The organism is Leptotrichia buccalis C-1013-b, assembly GCF_000023905.1.
Classification (GTDB): Bacteria; Fusobacteriota; Fusobacteriia; order Fusobacteriales; family Leptotrichiaceae; genus Leptotrichia; species Leptotrichia buccalis.
Genome location: NC_013192.1, coordinates 2,062,035 through 2,081,298 on the forward strand (window position 1 = coordinate 2,062,035; position 19,264 = coordinate 2,081,298).

Consider the following 19,264-nt stretch of genomic DNA (forward strand, 5'->3'; position numbering starts at 1 on the left):
GAAAAAAATAAAAATGAACAACTTTGAAGAAAAATTAAATAAATATGCAGAAGTAATTATAAAAATTGGAGCAAATGTACAGAAAGGACAGAAAGTCTGGATAAACTGTACAACTGATGCTTTGCCATTGGTTTACAAAGTTACTGAATTAGCTTATCAAGTGGGAGCAAGTGATGTTCATGTAAAATTGACTGATGATAAATTATCTAGACTTCACGCTGAATATCAGTCAAAAGAAGTCTATTCACACATCCCGCAATGGGCAATTGATGAAAGAAATGACTATCTTGATAACAATGTCGTATTTATACACATTTTAAGCAGTTCTCCAAACTTATTTGCAGGAATTGACGCTGAAAAGCTGGGAGCATTGACAAAAAATGCAGGAGAAGCCTATAAACATTACAGAACATGCATTATGACAGACATAAATTCATGGACAATTGCTAGCTATCCTTCAGCAGACTGGGCAAAACTTGTATTCCCAGATGAAGCAAATACTGACATTGCACAGGAAAAACTGCTTGATGCTATATTAAAGACTGTAAGAGTTGACAAGGCTGATCCAGTTAAAGCTTGGGAAGAACATAGACAAAACTTGACTGAAAAAGCTGAATTTTTAAACAATAAAAACTTTGTAGCACTTCACTATACTTCAAAAGGTACTGATTTGACAGTAGGACTTCCTAAAAATCACATCTGGGTGGCAGCAGGAAGCAAAAATGCGAAAGGTGCGGATTTCTTACCAAATATGCCGACAGAAGAAGTGTTTACGGCTGGAGACAGAGATCGTGTAGATGGATATGTTTCAAATAAAAAACCGCTTTCTTATCAGGGAAATATTATTGATAACTTCAAATTGACTTTTAAGGATGGAAAAGTTGTTGATTTTGAAGCAGAACAAGGATATGAGATTTTGAAACAGCTTCTTGATACTGATGAAGGTTCTAGAAGAATTGGAGAAGTTGCCCTTGTGCCAAATGATTCTCCTATTTCTAACTCAGGACTCCTTTACTACCAGACATTATTTGACGAAAACGCCTCAAACCATCTGGCATTGGGTGCTGCATACCCAACTAATGTAAAAAATGGGACAAAAATGACTGAAGAGGAACTGGAAAAAGCTCATATTAACCAGTCAATTTCACACGTTGACTTTATGATTGGCGATGCAGAAATGGATATTGATGGAATTTTGGAAGATGGGACAAAAATTCCTGTATTTAGAAAAGGAAACTGGGCATTTTAAATTAAAATATTAAAAAAATAAATAACTAAAACATAACTTAAAATACTGGACAATGAAAATTGGAAAGTCTAAAGGTTATGTTTTTTTATTATAAAAATTATAATTATCCAGTATTTATTCGATAATAAAAAAATTTACACAATTTTATGATTTAAAATTGCAAAAAAGTGCATATAAAGAAATAAATATCTAATTTATTATACAAATTTTATAAAAATTTTGCAAAAAAATGCAAAAATATACTTGACTTTGTAAAAATTAAAGTTATAATATTAAAAAGGAATTATTTGAAACCAATTGAAACTAAAAATAATACTTAGTTAAGAAATAAAGATCAATTGGAAATAATTTAAAACTGCTTTAAAAATAAGTGGAAAAATTTTAGTTGTGTAACTCAAAATACAGGAGTTGTCTAATTTTTAACAGTTGGGTTTAGGGCAGTTTAAAAAAATTTTAATATTATAATTTTATTTGGAGGATGTTATGAACAAGAACAAGAAAGAAAATCAGATTTTTCTTACGTTACAGACAATAGGAAGAGCTTTCTTCCTGCCAGTTTCGATTTTACCAGTTGCTGGATTGTTATTAGGTTTAGGAGCCTCATTTACAAATCCTAAGACAATAGCATTTTATCATTTAGATGGATTGCTTGCACAAGGGACACCTATGAATTATGTTCTTACTGTAATGAATAACGTTGGACTTGCAGTATTTGCTAATTTGCCTTTGATATTTGCGATGGCGGTAGCATTGGGAATGGCGAAAAAGGAAAAAGGGGTTGCAGTGCTCTCTTCTGGACTTTCGTTTATAATAATGCATACAACTATTAAAACGTTATTGGTATTTAGTGGAAAAATTTTACCTGATGGGACTGTTTCGGAAAAAGTACTGGATGGTGCGATAAGTTCGGTGCTTGGGATACAAACGCTTGAGATGGGAGTGTTTGGAGGAATTATAGTAGGACTTGGAGTTGCATTTTTACATAATAGATTTTATAAGACAAAACTTCCTGCGGCAATATCATTTTTTTCAGGAGTTAGATTTGTGCCAATTATATGTACGTTTGCTTATATTGTTGTAGGATTTATTTCCTTTGCGATTTGGCCAGTTATTCAACAGGGAATATTCTCAATTGGAAGAGTTGTAACAGGTTCGGGGGACATTGGAATATTTATTTTTGGATTTATGGAAAGAATATTGATACCTTTTGGACTGCATCACATCTGGTATATTCCATTCTGGCAAACAGGGCTAGGTGGAAGTGCAATGATAGACGGAACAATGGTTTCAGGAGCGCAAAACATATTCTTTGCAGAATTAGTATCGCCAAATACTACACGTTTTAGCATAGATGCGGCGAAATTTATGACAGGAAAATATTCATTTATGATGGGTGGACTTCCAGGAGCAGCTCTTGCAATGTATCATTGTGCAAAACCAAATAAAAAGAAAATAGTTGGAGGATTGTTACTTTCAGCGGCTTTAACAAGTTTTCTTACAGGGATTACAGAGCCTATTGAATTTACATTCTTATTCGTAGCGCCTTTCGTATTTGTTGTTCATTGTATTTTTGCGGGAATTTCATTTGCACTTATGAGAATACTTGATATAGCGATAGGAACAACCTTTTCATGCGGATTAATAGACTTCACATTATATGGAATTTTGCCGGGAAGTTCAAAAACGCACTGGGTTAGATTATTGCCAATATTTGTAATATATTTTGTACTCTATTATTTCTTCTTTAAATTTGTTATACAAAAATGGAATTTAAAAACTCCAGGAAGAGAAGACGATGATGAAGATACAAAATTATACACAAAAGATGATTACAATACTATGAGAGACAGCCGGAAACAGGGGGCAGTAGCGGAAGATACAGTTTCACAAGCAATTATAGATGGACTTGGAGGACTTGATAATTTTGGTGATGTTACGTGCTGTGCAACTAGACTGAGAATGCGTGTAAATAATATGGATTTAGTAAATGAAGCGGCATTAAAGCGTACAGGAGCAATGGGAGTTATCAAAAAAGGAAGTGGAATTCAAGTTGTATATGGACCTACTGTATCAGTTATCAAAAGTAATTTGACAGAATATATTGAAAAAATAAAAGAACATGGTATGGAAGCTTCATTTGCCCAAGAAAAACCAGGAAGAAGTATAGACTTGAATGTATTGAACTTGAGTGAAGATAGCGTAAATGAAAATTATGAGTCTCTTGAAGCAATAAATCAGATAATTGCCCCATATAAAGGTAAAATATATGATATTGAAAACATTAGTGATAAAATATTTAATACAAAGGTTCTTGGAGATGGTTTTGCAATAGAAATTGAAGGCGATGAAATAATCGCTCCAACTGATGGAACAGTAGTAAATGTTTATACAACAGAGCATGCCTTTATTATTCAGGACAAGTTTGGACATAATATTCTGATACACGTTGGACTTGGAATATCTGGATTAAGTGGTGAAGGCATAAAATTATTCAAGAAAATAGGAGATACAGTTAAAAAAGGCGAAAAAATTGGTACATTAGATAGAAATGCGATAACAAAAGCAGGAATTTCGTTAGTTTCACCTGTAACTTTCTTAAATGTAGACAAGGCAAAATATGGTATAAAAGTTGAAAAAACTGGAAATGTAGAAGCTGGAGAAGAAACAGTTATATTTATAACTAAAAAATAGTCAGTACAATTAAACCTCTATAATAATATAGAGGTTTTTATATACATTATTGAATTGTAATCCGTAATAATTTTAGTGGATATTAATTAAAATTTATAAAAAGTTTTTCTTGAAAAAATTTCTAATATTCGATAGAATAAAAAATAACATAAAGATTGGATATGATAAAATGCTGAAAAATGAAAGACAAGATATAATTTTAATGAAACTTAATAACAAAGGTAAAGTTGTAGTTGGAGAACTTGCGATTGATTTGTCGGTTTCTGAAGATACGATAAGAAGAGATCTCGCTGAAATGGATTCAAAGGGACTGTTAAAAAGAGTTTTTGGAGGAGCGCTGCCTTTAAACAGATACGCTTTGAACTACACAGAAAGGGAAAATTTTGAGCCTGAATTAAAATACGAACTGGCATTGAAAGGAGTAAAACTTCTAAAAGATGGTCAATTAGTGGCAATAGACGGAAGTACTACAAATTTGCAGCTTGCAAGGGCGATTCCTGTTAATTTGTCACTAACGGTAATTACAAATAGTCTTGCTATAGCAAGTGAACTTTCTAATCATAAAAATATAGAAATAATAATGGTTGGAGGCAATCTGTTTCAAAAGATTATGACCAATGTGGGAGATTCGGCGGTGGAGCAGATAAAGGAATATTATCCAGATATTTGTTTTATGGGAGCTTATGCAATTCATCCTCTTATGGGAATAACAAGCCCTTATGAAAAGGAAGTTAGTGTAAAACGTCAGTTTATAAAGTCTTCAAGCAGAGTTGTGACGTTAATTATACCAAATAAATTTAATGTAATAATGCCTTATAAAGTATGTGATATGGCAGATGTTACGACAATTATAACAGATAAGAGTGTATCGGAAGAGATACTGGAAGAGTATGAAAAAATAGGAATTGAATGCATTTAATTGAGAGGCTGATGCCTCTTTTAAAATTATCAAATATATCAGTAAATACCTAAAAAATATGAATTTAATTTCCTTATAAAAAATAAAAAAATACAAGAAGCCTAAAATTGTTAGCTCCTTGTATAAAGAGAAAACTTATCTATAAAAATTATCTAAAAAGATACATATTTATATTCTTTGTTCAGTTCTTGAAATAATATCATTTTGTGTAGTTCTGTCAAGTGTAACAAATTGAGCGCAGTATCCAGCAACTCTTACTATTATATCTCTATGTTTTTCAGGTTCAACTTGCGCTTGTTTCAATGTTTTTCCTGAAATAATGTTAAATTGAATATGCCATCCTTTTGAACTTATAAATGATTTTATTACATTTACAAATTTTTCAAACTGTTCTGGAGTATTTACCAGTTCAGGCGAATATTTTTGATTCAATAATTGTCCACCTGTAATCATTAAAGTTGGCAATTTGTTTACAGAATTTAATACAGCTGTTGGGCCGTTTGTGTCAGTTCCCTGAGTCGGAGAACCTCCTTCTGCTGCAGGAGTATAAGCGTATCTTCCGTCTGGAGTCGCACCGCTCACTGTTCCCATTGGCACATTTGAAGAAATTCCAGATGTTGAAACTCCGTAACCACCATTAATTGGTCCTCTTCCATATCTTGTATTATGGTATTTCTGAATTTCATCAATGTATGTCCAGTAGATGTTTGTAGCAAATTCATCCACTTCATCAATATCATTACCATATTTAGGCACTTCTAACAATATTTTTCTGATTCTTTCCCCATTTTCACCTTCATAATTTGTTTGTAGTGCATTGTAAACTTCTTCTTTTGTTAGGATTTGATTATCAAAAACAGTAGTTTTTAATGCATAAAGTGAATTTGCGGCATTTGCAATTCCAACTTGAAGTCCTGAAATAATGTCGTAAACTGCTCCACCCTCTTTTGCTGAAAGTCCTCTTCCAATACAGTCATCAACAAGGCTTGATAATAAGATATCAGGAAAATCTTCTAAATGTGTATCAGACAATGCATCAAGCGCAACAGACAGTTTTGTATAGTGTTTCATATATTTTTTCCATGCTTCCCATAAATCCTCATAAGTTTCATAGTCAGTCAGTTTCCCTGCTTTTAATAATTGAAGTCCAGTTCTAGCGTCATAACCGTCATTTAACACAAGTTCAGTTGCTTTTACAAAGTTTAAGAAAGTCATTCCTGTACATCTATATCCCCATTTTCCAGGAACAGCCACTTCTACACATCCAACCATTGAATAATTGTAGGCATCTTCAATTTTTACACCTTTGTTTAACAGTGCAGGAACTATTATTTCATCTGTATGCATTGCAGGCATTCCATAACCTGTTGCTGCTACTTCGGCACATTTTCTAATAAATTTTTCTGGAGAATTTATGTGAAATCTTGCTGACAGGTTTGGCTGTGTAAGTTTATTTTCTCCGACACTTTCTAAAATCAGATAGCTTAATTCATTTGTAGAATCTTTTCCGCTTGGAGTCGATCCTCCTATTGTAACATTCTGATAAGTTGGATAACCTGCACCGTAACCAGAATGCGAAGTTGAACGGACTTTTATTACAGAGTAAAGTTTTACCCATAAGCATTGCAGCATTTCTTTTGCAAATTCCCTGTCTAAATCCCCTTCCAACACATCTTTTTTGTAAAGAGGATATAAATACTGATCCACTCTTCCAAGAGAAGCTGAATGTCCGTTGCTTTCAATCTGAATTACTAAATGAATAAACCAGATTGCCTGTACTCCTTCCCAGAATGTCTTAGCAGGATTTTCAGGTACGTTTAGACAGTTTTTTTGAATTTGAAGTAATTCTTCTTTTCTTTGAGGATCAGTTTCCTTTTCAGCAAGTTCCTTTGCCAAATTTGCAAATCTATGAGCAAAATCAATAGTTGCCTGTGCTACAATTTCTACAGCCTTTAAGAAGTCAATTTTATTGTACCCGCCATAAACTGTAATGTCTACTTTTTCTATAGAAGCCTTAGCTTCTTCAATCACGCCTTTTAGTCCTTTTGTCAAAACCTTTTTAAAATCAGGTACAATATGTCCGTCACCAGAAGTCATATTTCCTTCACCGTGAATAATTTTTGCGATTCCAGCTTCTTTTATTTCCTGTGGCATCTGAGCGTGCGCTCTATCTTTTAATGTTTTTCCACGCCACCATTCACATATTTCCAAAAGTTCAGGAATTTCTTCTTCAGGAATTCTGAATTTATCTCCATCTCTATGGTCAAAGTTTCCTTTTTCCTTAATTTCATCAACAATCCAATCCACTGCATATTCTGGAAAAAGAGGTGCCGTTCTTTCATCAACAGACTGATTTCCCACAATAAGTTCTCCATCTTTTATGTATATTGTCATGTTTTCTAAAATTTCTTTAACTGCATAAGCACGAACAATGTATTTTGATTTTCCTTCATGTTCTTTGTATGCTTTTGTCAAAAGTCTTCCTCTTTCGACACTGACACCAGGAAATTTTGATAAAGCTGATTCTCTTAATTTTTTTACTCTTTCACTTTTTAAAACAAATTCTCTCATTGCCTTTTCCTCCATTTTTTATTTTAATATCTTGTCTTTATTTTTTATTAATTTTTTTATCCATTCAATTTTGCCTGTAAACCATAACTTTTCATTATATTTAAAGCATTATTTAGTTCATCTTGTGTATGTTTTTCAAGTGTCTTCATTGGATATTCTCTTCCTAATTTTTTATATTTTTCAAGTCCCATTGTGTGATAGGGGAGTATGTTCACTTCCAGCAAATTCAGCTTTTTTAAAAATTTTGCCGTTTCGTGAATGTTTTTTTCATCATCGTTAATTCCTTTTATAAATGGAAATCTCATAATGATTCTTTTATGCCATTCTGAAAGTTTTGTAAGATTTTTCAAGATTATTTCATTTGAAACAGCGGTATATTTTTTATGTTTTTCGTTGTCCATATGTTTTATGTCAAATAAAATTGTATCCGTCAATTTTGCCAATTTTTCAAAATCCTTGTAATTTCCATATCCTGTTGTTTCTATAGCAGTGTTGATATACTCTTCTTTTAACTTTTCAAAAAGTTCTATTGCAAAAGCCGAATTTACAAGTATTTCTCCACCGCTTAACGTAACCCCTCCGCCAGAATTTCTATAAAAGTTTTCATCTTTCATCACAATTGCAAACACTTCTTCCAGCGTCATATCTTTTGCAACTTGTTTTAGTGTATTTGCAGCAGGACAGCCAGAACATGAAGTTTTATTTCCTTTATAAAGAGAGCCGTCATAATCCCAAAATTCGTTTTCCAGCTTTTGTGTTTCAGGATTGGAACACCACAGACATCTAAGTGGACATCCTTTAAAATACACGACTGTTCTGATTCCTGGTCCATCAAATGTGGCTCCTCTTTCAATATCTGTAACTAACGCTCTCATAGATTACCTCCCTCTTTTTCTTTTTAAAAACATTTTTAGTTTCAATTAGTTTCTTTATATTTCGATTTTATCCTATTTTTGAAAATTTGTCAATAGTTTTATTTAATTTTCTAAAAAATTTATATAAAATGTGAAAGTTAATTTAATTTATAAAGTAAGAAATAGATTTGTTAGTTTTGAAGTTGTTTTTTATTTAAAATATTAGAAGAGAATATAAATTGAAATAGAATAAAAATTATATTATATATGATTTTGATATAGTATCAATTATGTAGAATAATTTAGGAAAATAAACTAAAATATATGTAAATAAATAGAAAAAGCCAGTTCAAAGTGAACAAGCTTTTGTCGTTGTTTTTTCATATTATGATTGATTCTTTATGTAATAAATATAACATAAAAAAAGTAATTATTCAATCAAAATTTTTAGAAAAGTTGAAAAAAAGCATTGACTTTTCTTAAATTATGTATTAAAATAATATCGAAATAAAACGAAACTAATTAAAATACTAAATTATTATTTCAATAAAAAAAGAGAGAGGATGATGAGAGTGCAATATTTTATTGATACAGCAAATTTGGAGAGTATAAAAAAAATTAGTGACATTTTTCCAATAACAGGTGTAACTACAAATCCTACTATTATTGCCAAGGAAAAAAGAGATTTTAAAGAGATTATAAACGATATTTTTGATATTATTGGAAAAGATAAGATCGTACATGCGCAGGCTGTGGGAAGTACAGCTGAAATAATAGTAAAGGAAGTACAGCTTTTGCGTGATACTTTTGGAGAAAATTTTTATACAAAAATTCCTGTAACACCTGAAGGAATAAAAGCTATGAAGATTTTATCAAAAGATGGTCATAAAATAACTGCAACAGGTATTTTATCACCACAACAGATAATTATGGCAGCAGAAGCAGGGGCAGAATATATGGCTCCGTATATTAACCGTTCTGACAACATTGGTGAAAATGGAATTGAAATTGTAAAAGATGCCTATAAAATTCTTGAAATGACTAAAAAGACTGATGAGGAAAAACTGGCACGATACAAAAGAATTTTTGAACCTAAAATATTAGGAGCTTCGTTTAAGAATGTAAGACAAGTTCACGAAACTATTCTGGCTGGATCAAAATCTGTAACAGTCGCTCCAGATGTTTTTGAAAAATTAATTTATCATCCTTACACAGACTGGAGTATGGATACATTTAATTCAGACTGGGAAAAAGTTTATGGAGAAAAAACATTGCTTGACTTGTTATAAAACTTTGAAATATTAAATGAATTTTGGTATAATCTAGGTAACTATAAAAAAGTATTGGAGAACTTATATGTTTTTGGATGAAAGACTAGAAAAAATACTTGAAATTTTAAAAAATGAAAAAAAAGTAAAAGTTACTGATTTGGCAGAAAAATTTGATGTTTCGGAAGTTATTATAAGAAAAAATTTAAAAAGGCTGGAGCAGGAAGGGAAACTCAAAAGAACTCATGGAGGTGCAATCTTACTAAAAGAACTGGCACATTCCAGCACACTTGAAGAAAGAATTATAAATAGAACAAAACCAAAGGAAATTATAGCAAGAAAAATTGTGGAAAATATCAACATTGGAGAAACAATATTTTTTGATATTACAAGTATAAATTATATTGCAGCAGAATATCTCGCAAACTCTCAAAAAGAAATAACCCTTATCACAAATATGCCTAGCATAACAACACATTTTAATAAAAATTCAAAAATCAGCATAATTATGATAGGTGGCGAATACAACAAAGAAATTGGTGGAAATGTTGGAATAGAAGCAATTAATTACATAAAAAAATATAACGTGGATAAATCCTTTGTTGGAAGTGCAGGAATAGATTTAGAAGCTGGAAAAGTGATGAATTTTGAAGCAAACGACGGAAATACAAAAAAAGAAATAATGAATATTTCAAAAAAGATATTTTTAGCAACTGAATACAGAAAATTGGGGATTTTAGGAAATTATAAATTTAGTAATTTATCTGATTTTAATACATTTATTTGTGAAAAAGATAAAAAAGATTTTTTGGAAAGTTATAAAAAAATATTCGATAAATCTGAAGTGGAAATTTTCTAATTTATTAGAAAGTTTCTAACATATTATCTAGTTTTAAGTAGTTTTCTATACATCATAAATTTTTATATATTTGAAAAAAAAGCCAGATTTAAAAGTTTGGCTTTTTATTTTTTATTTCATAGCTGTCCCAAAAGAAAAAATATTACTAAAGCTACACAAAGTCTTTATATTTCACAACCAATTCTTTCGCGGTAATTAAAAGAACTTGAAGAAGAACTTAATACCACTCTTTTTATTCGTGGAAACCATAATATATCACTTACTGATGACGGAAAATATTTATCGAATCAAGCAAACGAAATTATTGATTTAATGGATAAAACTTTATCAAATATTGAAACTAGGGGAAAAGTTTTGAATGTCTTTCCCTAAAAATTAGCTACAGCCTTCTTTACAATGCTACCCATTTTGTCAAAAAATATAGGACATGCAATATGTCTAGATGAAATTATAAATAATACTTTTAAATATTCCCATACTTCTGCCAATCATAATAACTTTGATTCAAGCTGTAAGCATGAAATCCATTATCATTCAAAAATTTGGAAGCAAGATTTGCATAAGCACAGTTTCGCCCTCTACAGTAAACAATTATTTCCTTGTTTTTAGGTAATTTTTTCAGATTTTCCTCAAGATTTTTCATTGGAATATTTATTGCGTTTTCTATATGGCTTGAATTAAACTCGTCTTCTGGACGTAAATCTATTATTAAAGTTTCTTTATTTTTTACCATTTCGTAAGCCTGCTCCAAAGTAATTGGACGGATTTTCATACAACTGTCATTAAATTCATTGTGTATCCGCTGAATATCTGCCAGTTGCTGCTCTCCTACCCCAATCAGAAGATACACCAAGTCAATTATTTGTGTATTTGCGATTTCATAAACAACATAATTCCCCTTTTTTTCACTAATAACTAAGTTTCCATCCTTTAAAATTTGTAAATGTCTTGAAGTGTTTGCAATGCTCATTCCCGTTTCATTTGAAATACTTTCCACAGTTTTTGCTCCTTGAACTAGCAAATCCAATATTTCGATTCTTTTTTCACTGGACAGGCATTTTCCTATTTTTGACAATCCTGAATATAGGCTATTTTTATAATTTTGACATATTTTATCCATTTAATTCAGCTCCTTTTTGCTTTCTTTATTTATACTAAACCTCTTTAAAACCAAACTTAAAAATTATTATTTTAATCTACAAATTCACTTAACCTTGACTAGCTGGATATTAAATTTTGATATATTTTCAAAATTTTATAATAAAAGTATTGACAATTTATTTTAAATATGATATTATTCAATTACTTAATTGAATAGTTGATTTTCTAAAAATAGTATATCACAAATTTTTTAAAAAATAAACTATAAAATTTACAAATTAATAAAAATAATTTATAGAAAGAGGTAGTAAAATGGCATTAAATTTAAACAAAGATAATTTTGAACAAAGCATTTCAAATGGAGTGGCTCTAGTAGACTTCTGGGCAGAATGGTGCGGACCTTGTAAAATGCAACTTCCTATTATCGAAGAATTTTCAAGTGAAATGGACGGAAAAGCTACAGTTGGAAAAGTAAACGTGGATGAACAACTAGAATTAGCACAAAGTTTTGGAATCCAAAGCATTCCTACATTAATTTTGTTCAAGGATGGAAAACCTGTTAAAAAATTAGTTGGATTACATTCAAAAGAGTCACTTTACGAAGAAGTAAACCAAGTATTATAAAAAAATAGGTTATTTAAAGATATATTTATTTATAAAAGAAGTCTAGCAATTGTTTTTCAATTTTGCTAGGCTTTAATAATAAATACTAATTTTAAATAAAAAAGGAATGGTGAAAAATATGTATGATTCAGTAATTATAGGCTCAGGGCCAGCAGGACTTACAGCCGCAATTTATTTAAGCCGTGCAGGATTAAAAAACATAATTATAAACGGAATGGAGCCAGGCGGGCAATTGACAACAACAACCGAAGTTGAAAATTTTCCAGGATTTCCACAAGGAATTTCAGGTCCACAGCTAATAGAAGACATAAAGGCTCAATCCAAAAATTTTGGAACAGAATTTTTACAAGCTGTTGTAAAAGACATTGAAAGTATTGAAAATAATGGCAAAAAAATATTTAAATTACATTTGGATAATGGAAATATTATAGAAGCAAAAACGATAATTTTATCAACAGGAGCGAGTGCAAAATATCTTGGAATTGAAAACGAAAAGGAAAATATTGGAAGAGGAGTTAGTGCATGTGCCACTTGTGATGGATTTTTCTACCGTGGAAAAGATGTTGTTGTAATTGGTGGCGGAGATACTGCGATGGAAGAAGCTGTCTTTTTAACAAAATTTGCCAACAAAGTTACAGTTATTCACAGAAGAGATACGTTACGTGCTTCAGCAATTATGCAAAAAAGAGCTAAAGACAACAGCAAAATCGAATGGAAACTAGACTACACTCCAAAAAAAGTACTGGCTGATGAAAAAGTTACAGGAATAGAGCTTATAAATAACAAAACAGGCGAAACTGAAACTTTAACAGCAGATGGAATTTTTGTAGCAATCGGAAGAACTCCAAATACAAAATTTCTTGAAGGTAAAGTAGAAATTGACGAAAGAGGCTATATTGTAACAAAAGGAAAATCTTCCAAAACAAGTACTTCTGGAATCTTTGCAGCGGGAGATGTTCAAGATGGCAGATACCAGCAGGCAATTATCGCGGCAGGAAGTGGAGCAATTGCAGGACTTGATGTGGAAGAATATTTAAGAGAAAATAATTTATAATTTTGAAAAATAAAAAAGAGACTTTTAAAATGGTCTCTTTATTTAGTTAAGTTAAATTATTTTACAGTACAGTTTTACCAAAAATATCGTTTTATTTTTTTCATTCATTCTTCATACAGACTTCAATACTTCATTTTTTATTTCTCAAATGTTAATGTTTTCCCTTTATCCGTCGTTAATACCAAAGTTTTCTGATTAATTAACTTAATTTTTTTTACATTTTCTAAAAGAGCTAAATACTCTCCTTCAATTCTCATTAAATTATCAGGACCAGCCATTTCAGTGGCTCCAATACCTTGAATGCTGATATTGTCATTACTTATTTTATAATTTCCAAAATAGTTATTTATTCCAGCATTCCCATTTATTTCATTTTCTGTGAAAGAAAGTGTAATTTGTTCTTCATTTTTCATCTGAAGCTTCATATTTTTCCCTGCCATATTGATGAGCCGCCAGTTAGTATTACGTAATTTTTTTTCTAAAGTTAAAACTTTAAAAATCCATATTTCACCTTTATTATTGCTTAAAGTAAGTGTTTCCTTATCATAACTTATTTTAGGAGAAGATTGCAAAATATCAAAAAATTTTCTTTCGATATCCATCAGTTCCTGAGAACCAGCTATTTCTGTAGATCCAACATTAGGTGAAATCAAAATATTATTTTGAATTTTATAATTTCCAAAATATTTATTCACCGCTGAATGACCGTTAATGCTATCTTTTGAAAAATTAATTGTGATATTGGTTCCTTTTGGAATTGATAAAATTTTATCTTTCTGCTGAATTTTTCCTAATTCCCACGAAGTTTCGTTCAAAGTGTAAATATTTCTTTTTTGTGCATATGCACTTAAAACAAAACAGTTAAGTACAAACATCGTAAAAATTCCAATTAAGACAAATACTTTTTTCATTTTAGATACCTCTTTTCATCTTTTTCTTAAGTAAATAATATCATAATTTTATTAAAAAAAAATGAGAAAATTTAAAAACTTGTAGAAAATTTTTCCAATATTTGATAAAATTAATATATTAAACTTGAAAGGAAAATATTATGAAACAGTATATAGTTGATGCTTTTACAGATAAAGTATTTTCAGGAAATCCAGCCGCAATTTGTATTCTAGATGAGTGGCTTTCTGATGAAATTATGCTTTCCATAGCAAAAGAGAACAATTTATCTGAAACAGCCTTTGCGATAAAACAAGCAACAAAGGATAGTGTAAATGCAATTCATTATAAATTACGATGGTTTACGCCAGGAGGAGAGATTGATCTTTGTGGACACGCTACTCTTGCCTGTGCTTTCGTAATTATGAATTATTATGAAAAAAATTTAAAGACAGTAATTTTTGATACGTTGAGCGGTAAATTGACTGTAAATAGAAAAAATGGAGATTTATATGAGCTTGATTTTCCAGCTTATGATTTGAAAAAAGTTGAAATAACTGATGAAATGATTGAATTAATTGGGAAAAAGCCAACTGAAGCATATCTAGGACGGGACTTAATGTGCGTCTTTGACGATGAAGAATTTATTTTAAGTGCAAATTTGGATTCGGAAAAAATTAAAAAACTTGATGGATTATTGCTGCACATTACTGCTCAACATAGTAATTATTCCTTAAATTCTAAAATAAAAAATACAACTGACAAAATAGACTGTATTTCCCGTTCCTTTGCTCCAAAGTTAAATGTTTACGAAGATCCTGTCTGTGGCTCTGGACACTGCCACATCGCTCCCTATTGGATAAAAAAATTGCAAAAGGAAAATCTAACTGCTTATCAGGCTTCAAAACGAAGCGGGATGCTTTACTGCAGCTTAGCAAATAATGGACGAATGAAAATGAGCGGGAAAGCAGCTTTATTTGCAATTTCTGAAATTTTTTATGAATAAGGGGCGTTTCCCCTTATTTTTAATTATAATCTTTTCTCCAAAATAAATATAGAAACAAAAACCAGCACAAAACCAATTAACTCAATAATAGAAAACTTCAATCCAAAAATAACAACAGACAATACTGCAGCAAGTACAGGCTCAAAAGCTGTTAAAATTCCAGCAAGAGATGATGAAATGTAATTCAGGCTTGCGATATAAATTAAATAGGCTATGGAAGTTCCCAAAATTACAACAATTATTACTTGAATAATTGATTTTGTATTTATATCGCCTTGAATTTCCCAAATTGGATGGATAATATTTGAAATTACGCTTCCAATTATCATTCCCCAGCCAACTATTGTTATACTTCCATACTTTTTCAAAAGTTTTTTTGGATATGTTGAATAAAAGGCTATCATAACAGCTGAAACAAGTCCAAATAGCAGTGCTTCCAGTGAAACTGACAAATTTGAAAAATTTCCTTTAGTTGCAATAAACACAACTCCTAAAATTGTCATAAACAATAACGTTACAGTTGAAATAGATGGAAGTTTTCTATTTTTTATAGATTCGTAAATAAATATAAAAAATGGTGCAGTAAACTGTAAAATTGTTGCAAATGAAACATTACTAAGTTCAATCGTTTTAAAATATGTATATTGCACCAAATACATCCCTGCCACTCCAAATAAAATTATCCCCATACTGTCCCATTTATTTTTTAAAGGTCTCAAAATAGATTTCTTTTCAATAAAAACAACAATCATAAATAATAATATCCCTGACACTAACGTTCTTGTCGAAACAAGCCAATCTGATGAAAAATTAAATTGTTTAAAAAGAATTTCTCCAGAAATTCCTGAAATAGCCCAAAAACTTGAAGCCAAACTAGCTAACAACATCCCACGTAGCTTTAATTTTGTTTCCATATATAATTTTCTCCTTTCAATCAAAAAATTACTTTTCTATAAATTAATTATTTATACAGTAAAATTCTTTAACATACCTTTAAATTTTTAAAAAACCAAAATTCTAAATACATAAAAAAAATGCCTTTCCAAATAATTTTGCAAAAGCACCTTTTTTATTAAACTTATTGTTACTATCTTAAAGATTTTGAAATTTCAAAGTTATCAATAATTTGTTGTTGTCTAGCAATTTCTTTATCCAATTGATTTCTTAAAGCTTTGTATTCAGAAACTTTTGTTTTGAATTCTTTTGAGAAAATGCTACTATCTGTAACTGCTTCAATTTGAGCAATTCTTTCATCAATTTTAGCTTGCATTTGAGTGTAGCTATTTAATTTTTGAGCTGCACTTTCTGCTAAAGCTTCTTGTTCTTTATATTTTGCTTCTTCTAATTGTTGTAATCTGTCTAATTGATTTTCTAAGTTACTTAAACTATTTTCAATTGCGGCTCCACGTGCTGGTGCTGTTTTTGGCGCTGCAAATGAAACACTACTTAATACTAAAACTCCTAATAATACTGCTAATCTTTTTTTCATTTCTAAACAAACGAGAATTTATAAATTATAATAATTTACGATTTTTTCTCGTATCTCCTTTCATAATTTTAAATTTAATTAATTTCCTTTAACTGATTCTATAGCTGCAAAATTATCAACTGTTGTAGTTAAAGATCTAATTTCAGCATCTAATGATTTAACAACAGCTTTGTATTGTTTAATTATATCACCATATTGTGCTTTGAATGATTTTGTATTTGATGCAGATGCTTCAATTTTTGCAATTTTTTCTTCTATTTGAGCTTTTTGAGCACTCTTTTCAGCTAATCTTTCTGCTGCTGATTCCGCAGTTGCTTTCAATTTATTGTACTCTTGATCTTCCATATTTATTAATCTCTCAAGTTCTGCTTCAAGTTGATTAAATCTACTAGTTACTGATTGAGTTTCTACTGATTTTGAAGATTTTTTTGAAGTCTTTGAAGATTTTTTTGAAGTAGCTGAAAATGATAAAGCACTTAAAAGCATAAATAAAATTCCAACTTTTTTCATTTTTTTTCCTCCTATATTAGTTATCGGTTTTAATTATCTTGTATATTATATATCATTTATCAAGAATTGTCAATTTTTATTTAAAAAAATATCTCTTTTAAACGTATTTTATTAAAAGAGACATTTTTTACTTCTAGTTATTAATTAATTATCATTACTATTTAATATTAATGTTATAGAATGCTTTTTTACCTTCGTAAACAGCTTCTTCAGCTAAGTCATCTTCAATTCTTAATAATTGGTTATATTTAGCCATTCTATCTGTTCTTGATGCTGATCCAGTCTTAATTTGTCCTGCATTTGTAGCAACTGCAATATCAGCTATTGTATCATCTTCAGTTTCTCCTGATCTATGAGATACTACTGCAGTATATCCAGCTTTTTTAGCCATTTCAATTGCATCTAATGTTTCAGTTAAAGTACCGATTTGGTTTACTTTAATTAAGATTGAGTTAGCAATTCCTTTTTCAATTCCATCTGCTAATCTTTGAGTATTAGTAACGAATAAGTCATCCCCTACTAATTGAACATCTTTTCCGATTGCATCAGTTAATTTTTTGAATCCATCCCAGTCATCTTCAGCAAGTCCATCTTCAATTGATACGATTGGGTATTTAGAAGTTAGATGTTTGTACCATTCAACCATTTCGTCTGAGTTTCTTACAACTCCACCTTCTCTTTTGAATGTGTAAGTATAAGATCCGTCTGCATTTTTAGTTGCAAATTCTGATGAAGCAGCATCCATTGCGAATGTAACGTCATCTCCTAATTTATATCCAGCAGCTTCTACAGCTTGAGAAATTACATCTAAAGCTCCTTCAGTTCCGTTAATATTAGATGGTGCATATCCACCTTCGTTTCCTACGTTAGTAGAATCTCCATTTGCTTTTAAGATTTTTCCTAAGTGATGGAAAATTTCAGAACCCATTCTTAATGCTTCTTTGTATGTTTTAGCTCCTACAGGTTGTACCATGAATTCTTGAACGTCTACTGCTGAATCAGCATGTGATCCACCATTTAAGATATTCATCATTGGTACTGGTAATTCTTTAGCGTTTACTCCACCTAAATATCTGTATAAAGGTATACCTAATTGGTTAGCTGCCGCTTTTGCCACTGCTAATGATACACCTAAGATTGCGTTAGCTCCTAATTTACCTTTGTTAGGTGTTCCGTCTAACTCGATCATAGCTTTATCAATAGCTACTTGGTCTAAAGCGTCAAATCCGATTAAGTGTTCAGCAATAACTTTGTTTACGTTTTCTACTGCTTGTAATACACCTTGTCCTAAATATCTAGATTTGTCACCATCTCTTAATTCAACTGCTTCGTGTACTCCAGTTGATGCTCCAGATGGTACAGAAGCTCTTCCCATTGCTCCACCTTCTAAGTAAACTTCAACTTCCACAGTTGGATTTCCTCTTGAATCAAGTATCTCTCTTGCATAGATATCTTCAATTCTAGTCATTTCTAATTACCTCCGTAAATTTGTTATATATTTCTTATATTAATTATACCACAATGTTTATTGATTTTCAAAATAAAATTTTAATTTTTTATAATTTTTTTTGTAAATTTTATTAACCTTAGATAAGCTAGTTATTTTTATTATTTTTATCTAAATATTTCTGCTTTTACCTTTTATATTTTTTTAAATCATTCTATCAATTTTTCATGATTTTCTCCAAGCAAATTATCTAATATTTTATAAAACTCCTTATTTTCAACATTTGAATCAAAAGAATAATGTTCATTTTTATCATAAATTATAATCTTGCTTTCTGGATAATGATCATCAATTACTACATTTTCGTTTGGATTTTTCAGCCCATTTATTATTTTCTTAATTATATTATTTTTTTGTTTAAAATCTTTTAAAACAATTTTTTTTGAATATTTTTTGACTCCATGTAAATAGGAAATATTACAATTTAACTTCTCACATTCAAGATTCCACTCAAAATAGTCTGAATTTCCTATAACAGCTTCTTTATGTTTAAAGTCATAATTTTTACTAAAATCCAATTTTTTTAAATCTTTCTTGCTATATTTCTTTCTATCGAATTTTCCACAAGAAATAAACATCAAGATTAAGCATATAAATAAAAATATTTTTTTCATATTCAATTTTCCTCGCTACATCTTATTCAAATAATCTGTATTTTATAACTTTTTAATATC

Annotated in this window: 17 protein-coding genes; 8 read left to right on the forward strand and 9 right to left on the reverse strand. The window is 30.2% G+C overall.

Features of this window, described 5'->3' with window-relative positions:
- The first annotated feature begins 13 nt into the window (after positions 1–13).
- The 3 genes from LEBU_RS09640 to LEBU_RS09650 all read left to right on the forward strand — a co-directional run bounded on the left by LEBU_RS09640 (position 14) and on the right by LEBU_RS09650 (position 4,859).
- Positions 14–1,249 carry an aminopeptidase gene (locus LEBU_RS09640; RefSeq protein WP_015770146.1) on the forward strand — a complete coding sequence of 412 codons (1,236 nt, stop codon included), beginning with the start codon at positions 14–16 and terminating at the stop codon, positions 1,247–1,249.
- Between the two features lie 483 nt (positions 1,250–1,732).
- A complete protein-coding gene (locus LEBU_RS09645; RefSeq protein WP_015770147.1) occupies positions 1,733–3,940 on the forward strand; it encodes a PTS sugar transporter subunit IIABC in 2,208 nt (735 codons plus the stop codon).
- A 169-nt stretch (positions 3,941–4,109) separates the two neighbouring features.
- Positions 4,110–4,859: a DeoR/GlpR family DNA-binding transcription regulator gene (locus LEBU_RS09650; RefSeq protein ID WP_015770148.1), complete on the forward strand. Its 750-nt coding sequence runs from the start codon at positions 4,110–4,112 to the stop codon at positions 4,857–4,859.
- 168 nt (positions 4,860–5,027) lie between these two features.
- Here LEBU_RS09650 and LEBU_RS09655 read toward each other — a convergent pair whose 3' ends face one another.
- Together LEBU_RS09655 and LEBU_RS09660 are read right to left on the reverse strand one after the other, a co-directional pair.
- Positions 5,028–7,430, reverse strand: coding sequence for a glycyl radical protein (locus tag LEBU_RS09655; protein WP_015770149.1), 2,403 nt, complete (start codon positions 7,428–7,430; stop codon positions 5,028–5,030).
- A gap of 56 nt (positions 7,431–7,486) precedes the next feature.
- Complete coding sequence (locus LEBU_RS09660) at positions 7,487–8,305, reverse strand: glycyl-radical enzyme activating protein (protein ID WP_015770150.1); 819 nt, start codon at positions 8,303–8,305, stop codon at positions 7,487–7,489.
- Positions 8,306–8,847: 542 nt separating this feature from the next.
- On the opposite strand from LEBU_RS09660, the gene LEBU_RS09665 reads away from it, so the two are divergent.
- Together LEBU_RS09665 and LEBU_RS09670 are read left to right on the forward strand one after the other, a co-directional pair.
- Positions 8,848–9,573 carry a transaldolase family protein gene (locus LEBU_RS09665; RefSeq protein ID WP_015770151.1) on the forward strand — a complete coding sequence of 242 codons (726 nt, stop codon included), beginning with the start codon at positions 8,848–8,850 and terminating at the stop codon, positions 9,571–9,573.
- 67 nt (positions 9,574–9,640) lie between these two features.
- Entirely contained in the window at positions 9,641–10,411 is a 771-nt protein-coding gene (locus LEBU_RS09670) for a DeoR/GlpR family DNA-binding transcription regulator (RefSeq protein ID WP_015770152.1), read from the forward strand.
- Between the two features lie 463 nt (positions 10,412–10,874).
- Here the strand turns inward: LEBU_RS09670 and LEBU_RS09675 are convergent, their stop codons facing one another.
- Complete coding sequence (locus LEBU_RS09675) at positions 10,875–11,531, reverse strand: metalloregulator ArsR/SmtB family transcription factor (RefSeq protein WP_015770153.1); 657 nt, start codon at positions 11,529–11,531, stop codon at positions 10,875–10,877.
- A 293-nt stretch (positions 11,532–11,824) separates the two neighbouring features.
- Here LEBU_RS09675 and trxA point away from each other — a divergent pair, with 293 nt between their 5' ends.
- Positions 11,825–12,136 (forward strand): thioredoxin, encoded by a 312-nt coding sequence (gene trxA / locus LEBU_RS09680; protein ID WP_015770154.1) that lies wholly within the window; start codon positions 11,825–11,827, stop codon positions 12,134–12,136.
- Positions 12,137–12,254: 118 nt separating this feature from the next.
- Complete coding sequence (trxB, locus tag LEBU_RS09685; RefSeq protein ID WP_015770155.1) at positions 12,255–13,190, forward strand: thioredoxin-disulfide reductase; 936 nt, start codon at positions 12,255–12,257, stop codon at positions 13,188–13,190.
- 137 nt (positions 13,191–13,327) lie between these two features.
- Here trxB and LEBU_RS09690 read toward each other — a convergent pair whose 3' ends face one another.
- A complete protein-coding gene (locus LEBU_RS09690; RefSeq protein WP_015770156.1) occupies positions 13,328–14,101 on the reverse strand; it encodes an META domain-containing protein in 774 nt (257 codons plus the stop codon).
- Positions 14,102–14,241: 140 nt separating this feature from the next.
- On the opposite strand from LEBU_RS09690, the gene LEBU_RS09695 reads away from it, so the two are divergent.
- On the forward strand, positions 14,242–15,084 hold the full coding sequence (locus LEBU_RS09695) for a PhzF family phenazine biosynthesis protein (protein WP_015770157.1): 843 nt from the start codon (positions 14,242–14,244) through the stop codon (positions 15,082–15,084).
- A 23-nt stretch (positions 15,085–15,107) separates the two neighbouring features.
- Here LEBU_RS09695 and LEBU_RS09700 read toward each other — a convergent pair whose 3' ends face one another.
- From LEBU_RS09700 to LEBU_RS09720, 5 genes are all read right to left on the reverse strand, one after another.
- Positions 15,108–15,998, reverse strand: coding sequence for a DMT family transporter (locus LEBU_RS09700; RefSeq protein WP_015770158.1), 891 nt, complete (start codon positions 15,996–15,998; stop codon positions 15,108–15,110).
- Between the two features lie 173 nt (positions 15,999–16,171).
- Entirely contained in the window at positions 16,172–16,573 is a 402-nt protein-coding gene (locus LEBU_RS09705; protein WP_015770159.1) for an adhesion protein FadA, read from the reverse strand.
- A gap of 78 nt (positions 16,574–16,651) precedes the next feature.
- A complete protein-coding gene (locus tag LEBU_RS09710) occupies positions 16,652–17,083 on the reverse strand; it encodes an adhesion protein FadA (protein ID WP_015770160.1) in 432 nt (143 codons plus the stop codon).
- Positions 17,084–17,240: 157 nt separating this feature from the next.
- Positions 17,241–18,551, reverse strand: a complete 1,311-nt coding sequence (eno, locus tag LEBU_RS09715; RefSeq protein ID WP_015770161.1) for a phosphopyruvate hydratase — start codon at positions 18,549–18,551, stop codon at positions 17,241–17,243.
- Between the two features lie 188 nt (positions 18,552–18,739).
- Positions 18,740–19,204: a hypothetical protein gene (locus LEBU_RS09720; protein ID WP_015770162.1), complete on the reverse strand. Its 465-nt coding sequence runs from the start codon at positions 19,202–19,204 to the stop codon at positions 18,740–18,742.
- Between the last annotated feature and the right edge of the window lie 60 nt (positions 19,205–19,264).

What these genes read in the sequence shown, in the direction of transcription:
- LEBU_RS09640 (WP_015770146.1), top strand. Translation starts at nt 14, where the DNA reads ATGAACAACTTTGAAGAAAAATTAAATAAATATGCAGAAGTAATTATA.
- LEBU_RS09645 (WP_015770147.1), top strand. Translation starts at nt 1,733, where the DNA reads ATGAACAAGAACAAGAAAGAAAATCAGATTTTTCTTACGTTACAGACA.
- LEBU_RS09650 (WP_015770148.1), top strand. Translation starts at nt 4,110, where the DNA reads ATGCTGAAAAATGAAAGACAAGATATAATTTTAATGAAACTTAATAAC.
- LEBU_RS09655 (WP_015770149.1), bottom strand. Translation starts at nt 7,430, where the DNA reads ATGAGAGAATTTGTTTTAAAAAGTGAAAGAGTAAAAAAATTAAGAGAA.
- LEBU_RS09660 (WP_015770150.1), bottom strand. Translation starts at nt 8,305, where the DNA reads ATGAGAGCGTTAGTTACAGATATTGAAAGAGGAGCCACATTTGATGGA.
- LEBU_RS09665 (WP_015770151.1), top strand. Translation starts at nt 8,848, where the DNA reads ATGATGAGAGTGCAATATTTTATTGATACAGCAAATTTGGAGAGTATA.
- LEBU_RS09670 (WP_015770152.1), top strand. Translation starts at nt 9,641, where the DNA reads ATGTTTTTGGATGAAAGACTAGAAAAAATACTTGAAATTTTAAAAAAT.
- LEBU_RS09675 (WP_015770153.1), bottom strand. Translation starts at nt 11,531, where the DNA reads ATGGATAAAATATGTCAAAATTATAAAAATAGCCTATATTCAGGATTG.
- trxA (WP_015770154.1), top strand. Translation starts at nt 11,825, where the DNA reads ATGGCATTAAATTTAAACAAAGATAATTTTGAACAAAGCATTTCAAAT.
- trxB (WP_015770155.1), top strand. Translation starts at nt 12,255, where the DNA reads ATGTATGATTCAGTAATTATAGGCTCAGGGCCAGCAGGACTTACAGCC.
- LEBU_RS09690 (WP_015770156.1), bottom strand. Translation starts at nt 14,101, where the DNA reads ATGAAAAAAGTATTTGTCTTAATTGGAATTTTTACGATGTTTGTACTT.
- LEBU_RS09695 (WP_015770157.1), top strand. Translation starts at nt 14,242, where the DNA reads ATGAAACAGTATATAGTTGATGCTTTTACAGATAAAGTATTTTCAGGA.
- LEBU_RS09700 (WP_015770158.1), bottom strand. Translation starts at nt 15,998, where the DNA reads ATGGAAACAAAATTAAAGCTACGTGGGATGTTGTTAGCTAGTTTGGCT.
- LEBU_RS09705 (WP_015770159.1), bottom strand. Translation starts at nt 16,573, where the DNA reads ATGAAAAAAAGATTAGCAGTATTATTAGGAGTTTTAGTATTAAGTAGT.
- LEBU_RS09710 (WP_015770160.1), bottom strand. Translation starts at nt 17,083, where the DNA reads ATGAAAAAAGTTGGAATTTTATTTATGCTTTTAAGTGCTTTATCATTT.
- eno (WP_015770161.1), bottom strand. Translation starts at nt 18,551, where the DNA reads ATGACTAGAATTGAAGATATCTATGCAAGAGAGATACTTGATTCAAGA.
- LEBU_RS09720 (WP_015770162.1), bottom strand. Translation starts at nt 19,204, where the DNA reads ATGAAAAAAATATTTTTATTTATATGCTTAATCTTGATGTTTATTTCT.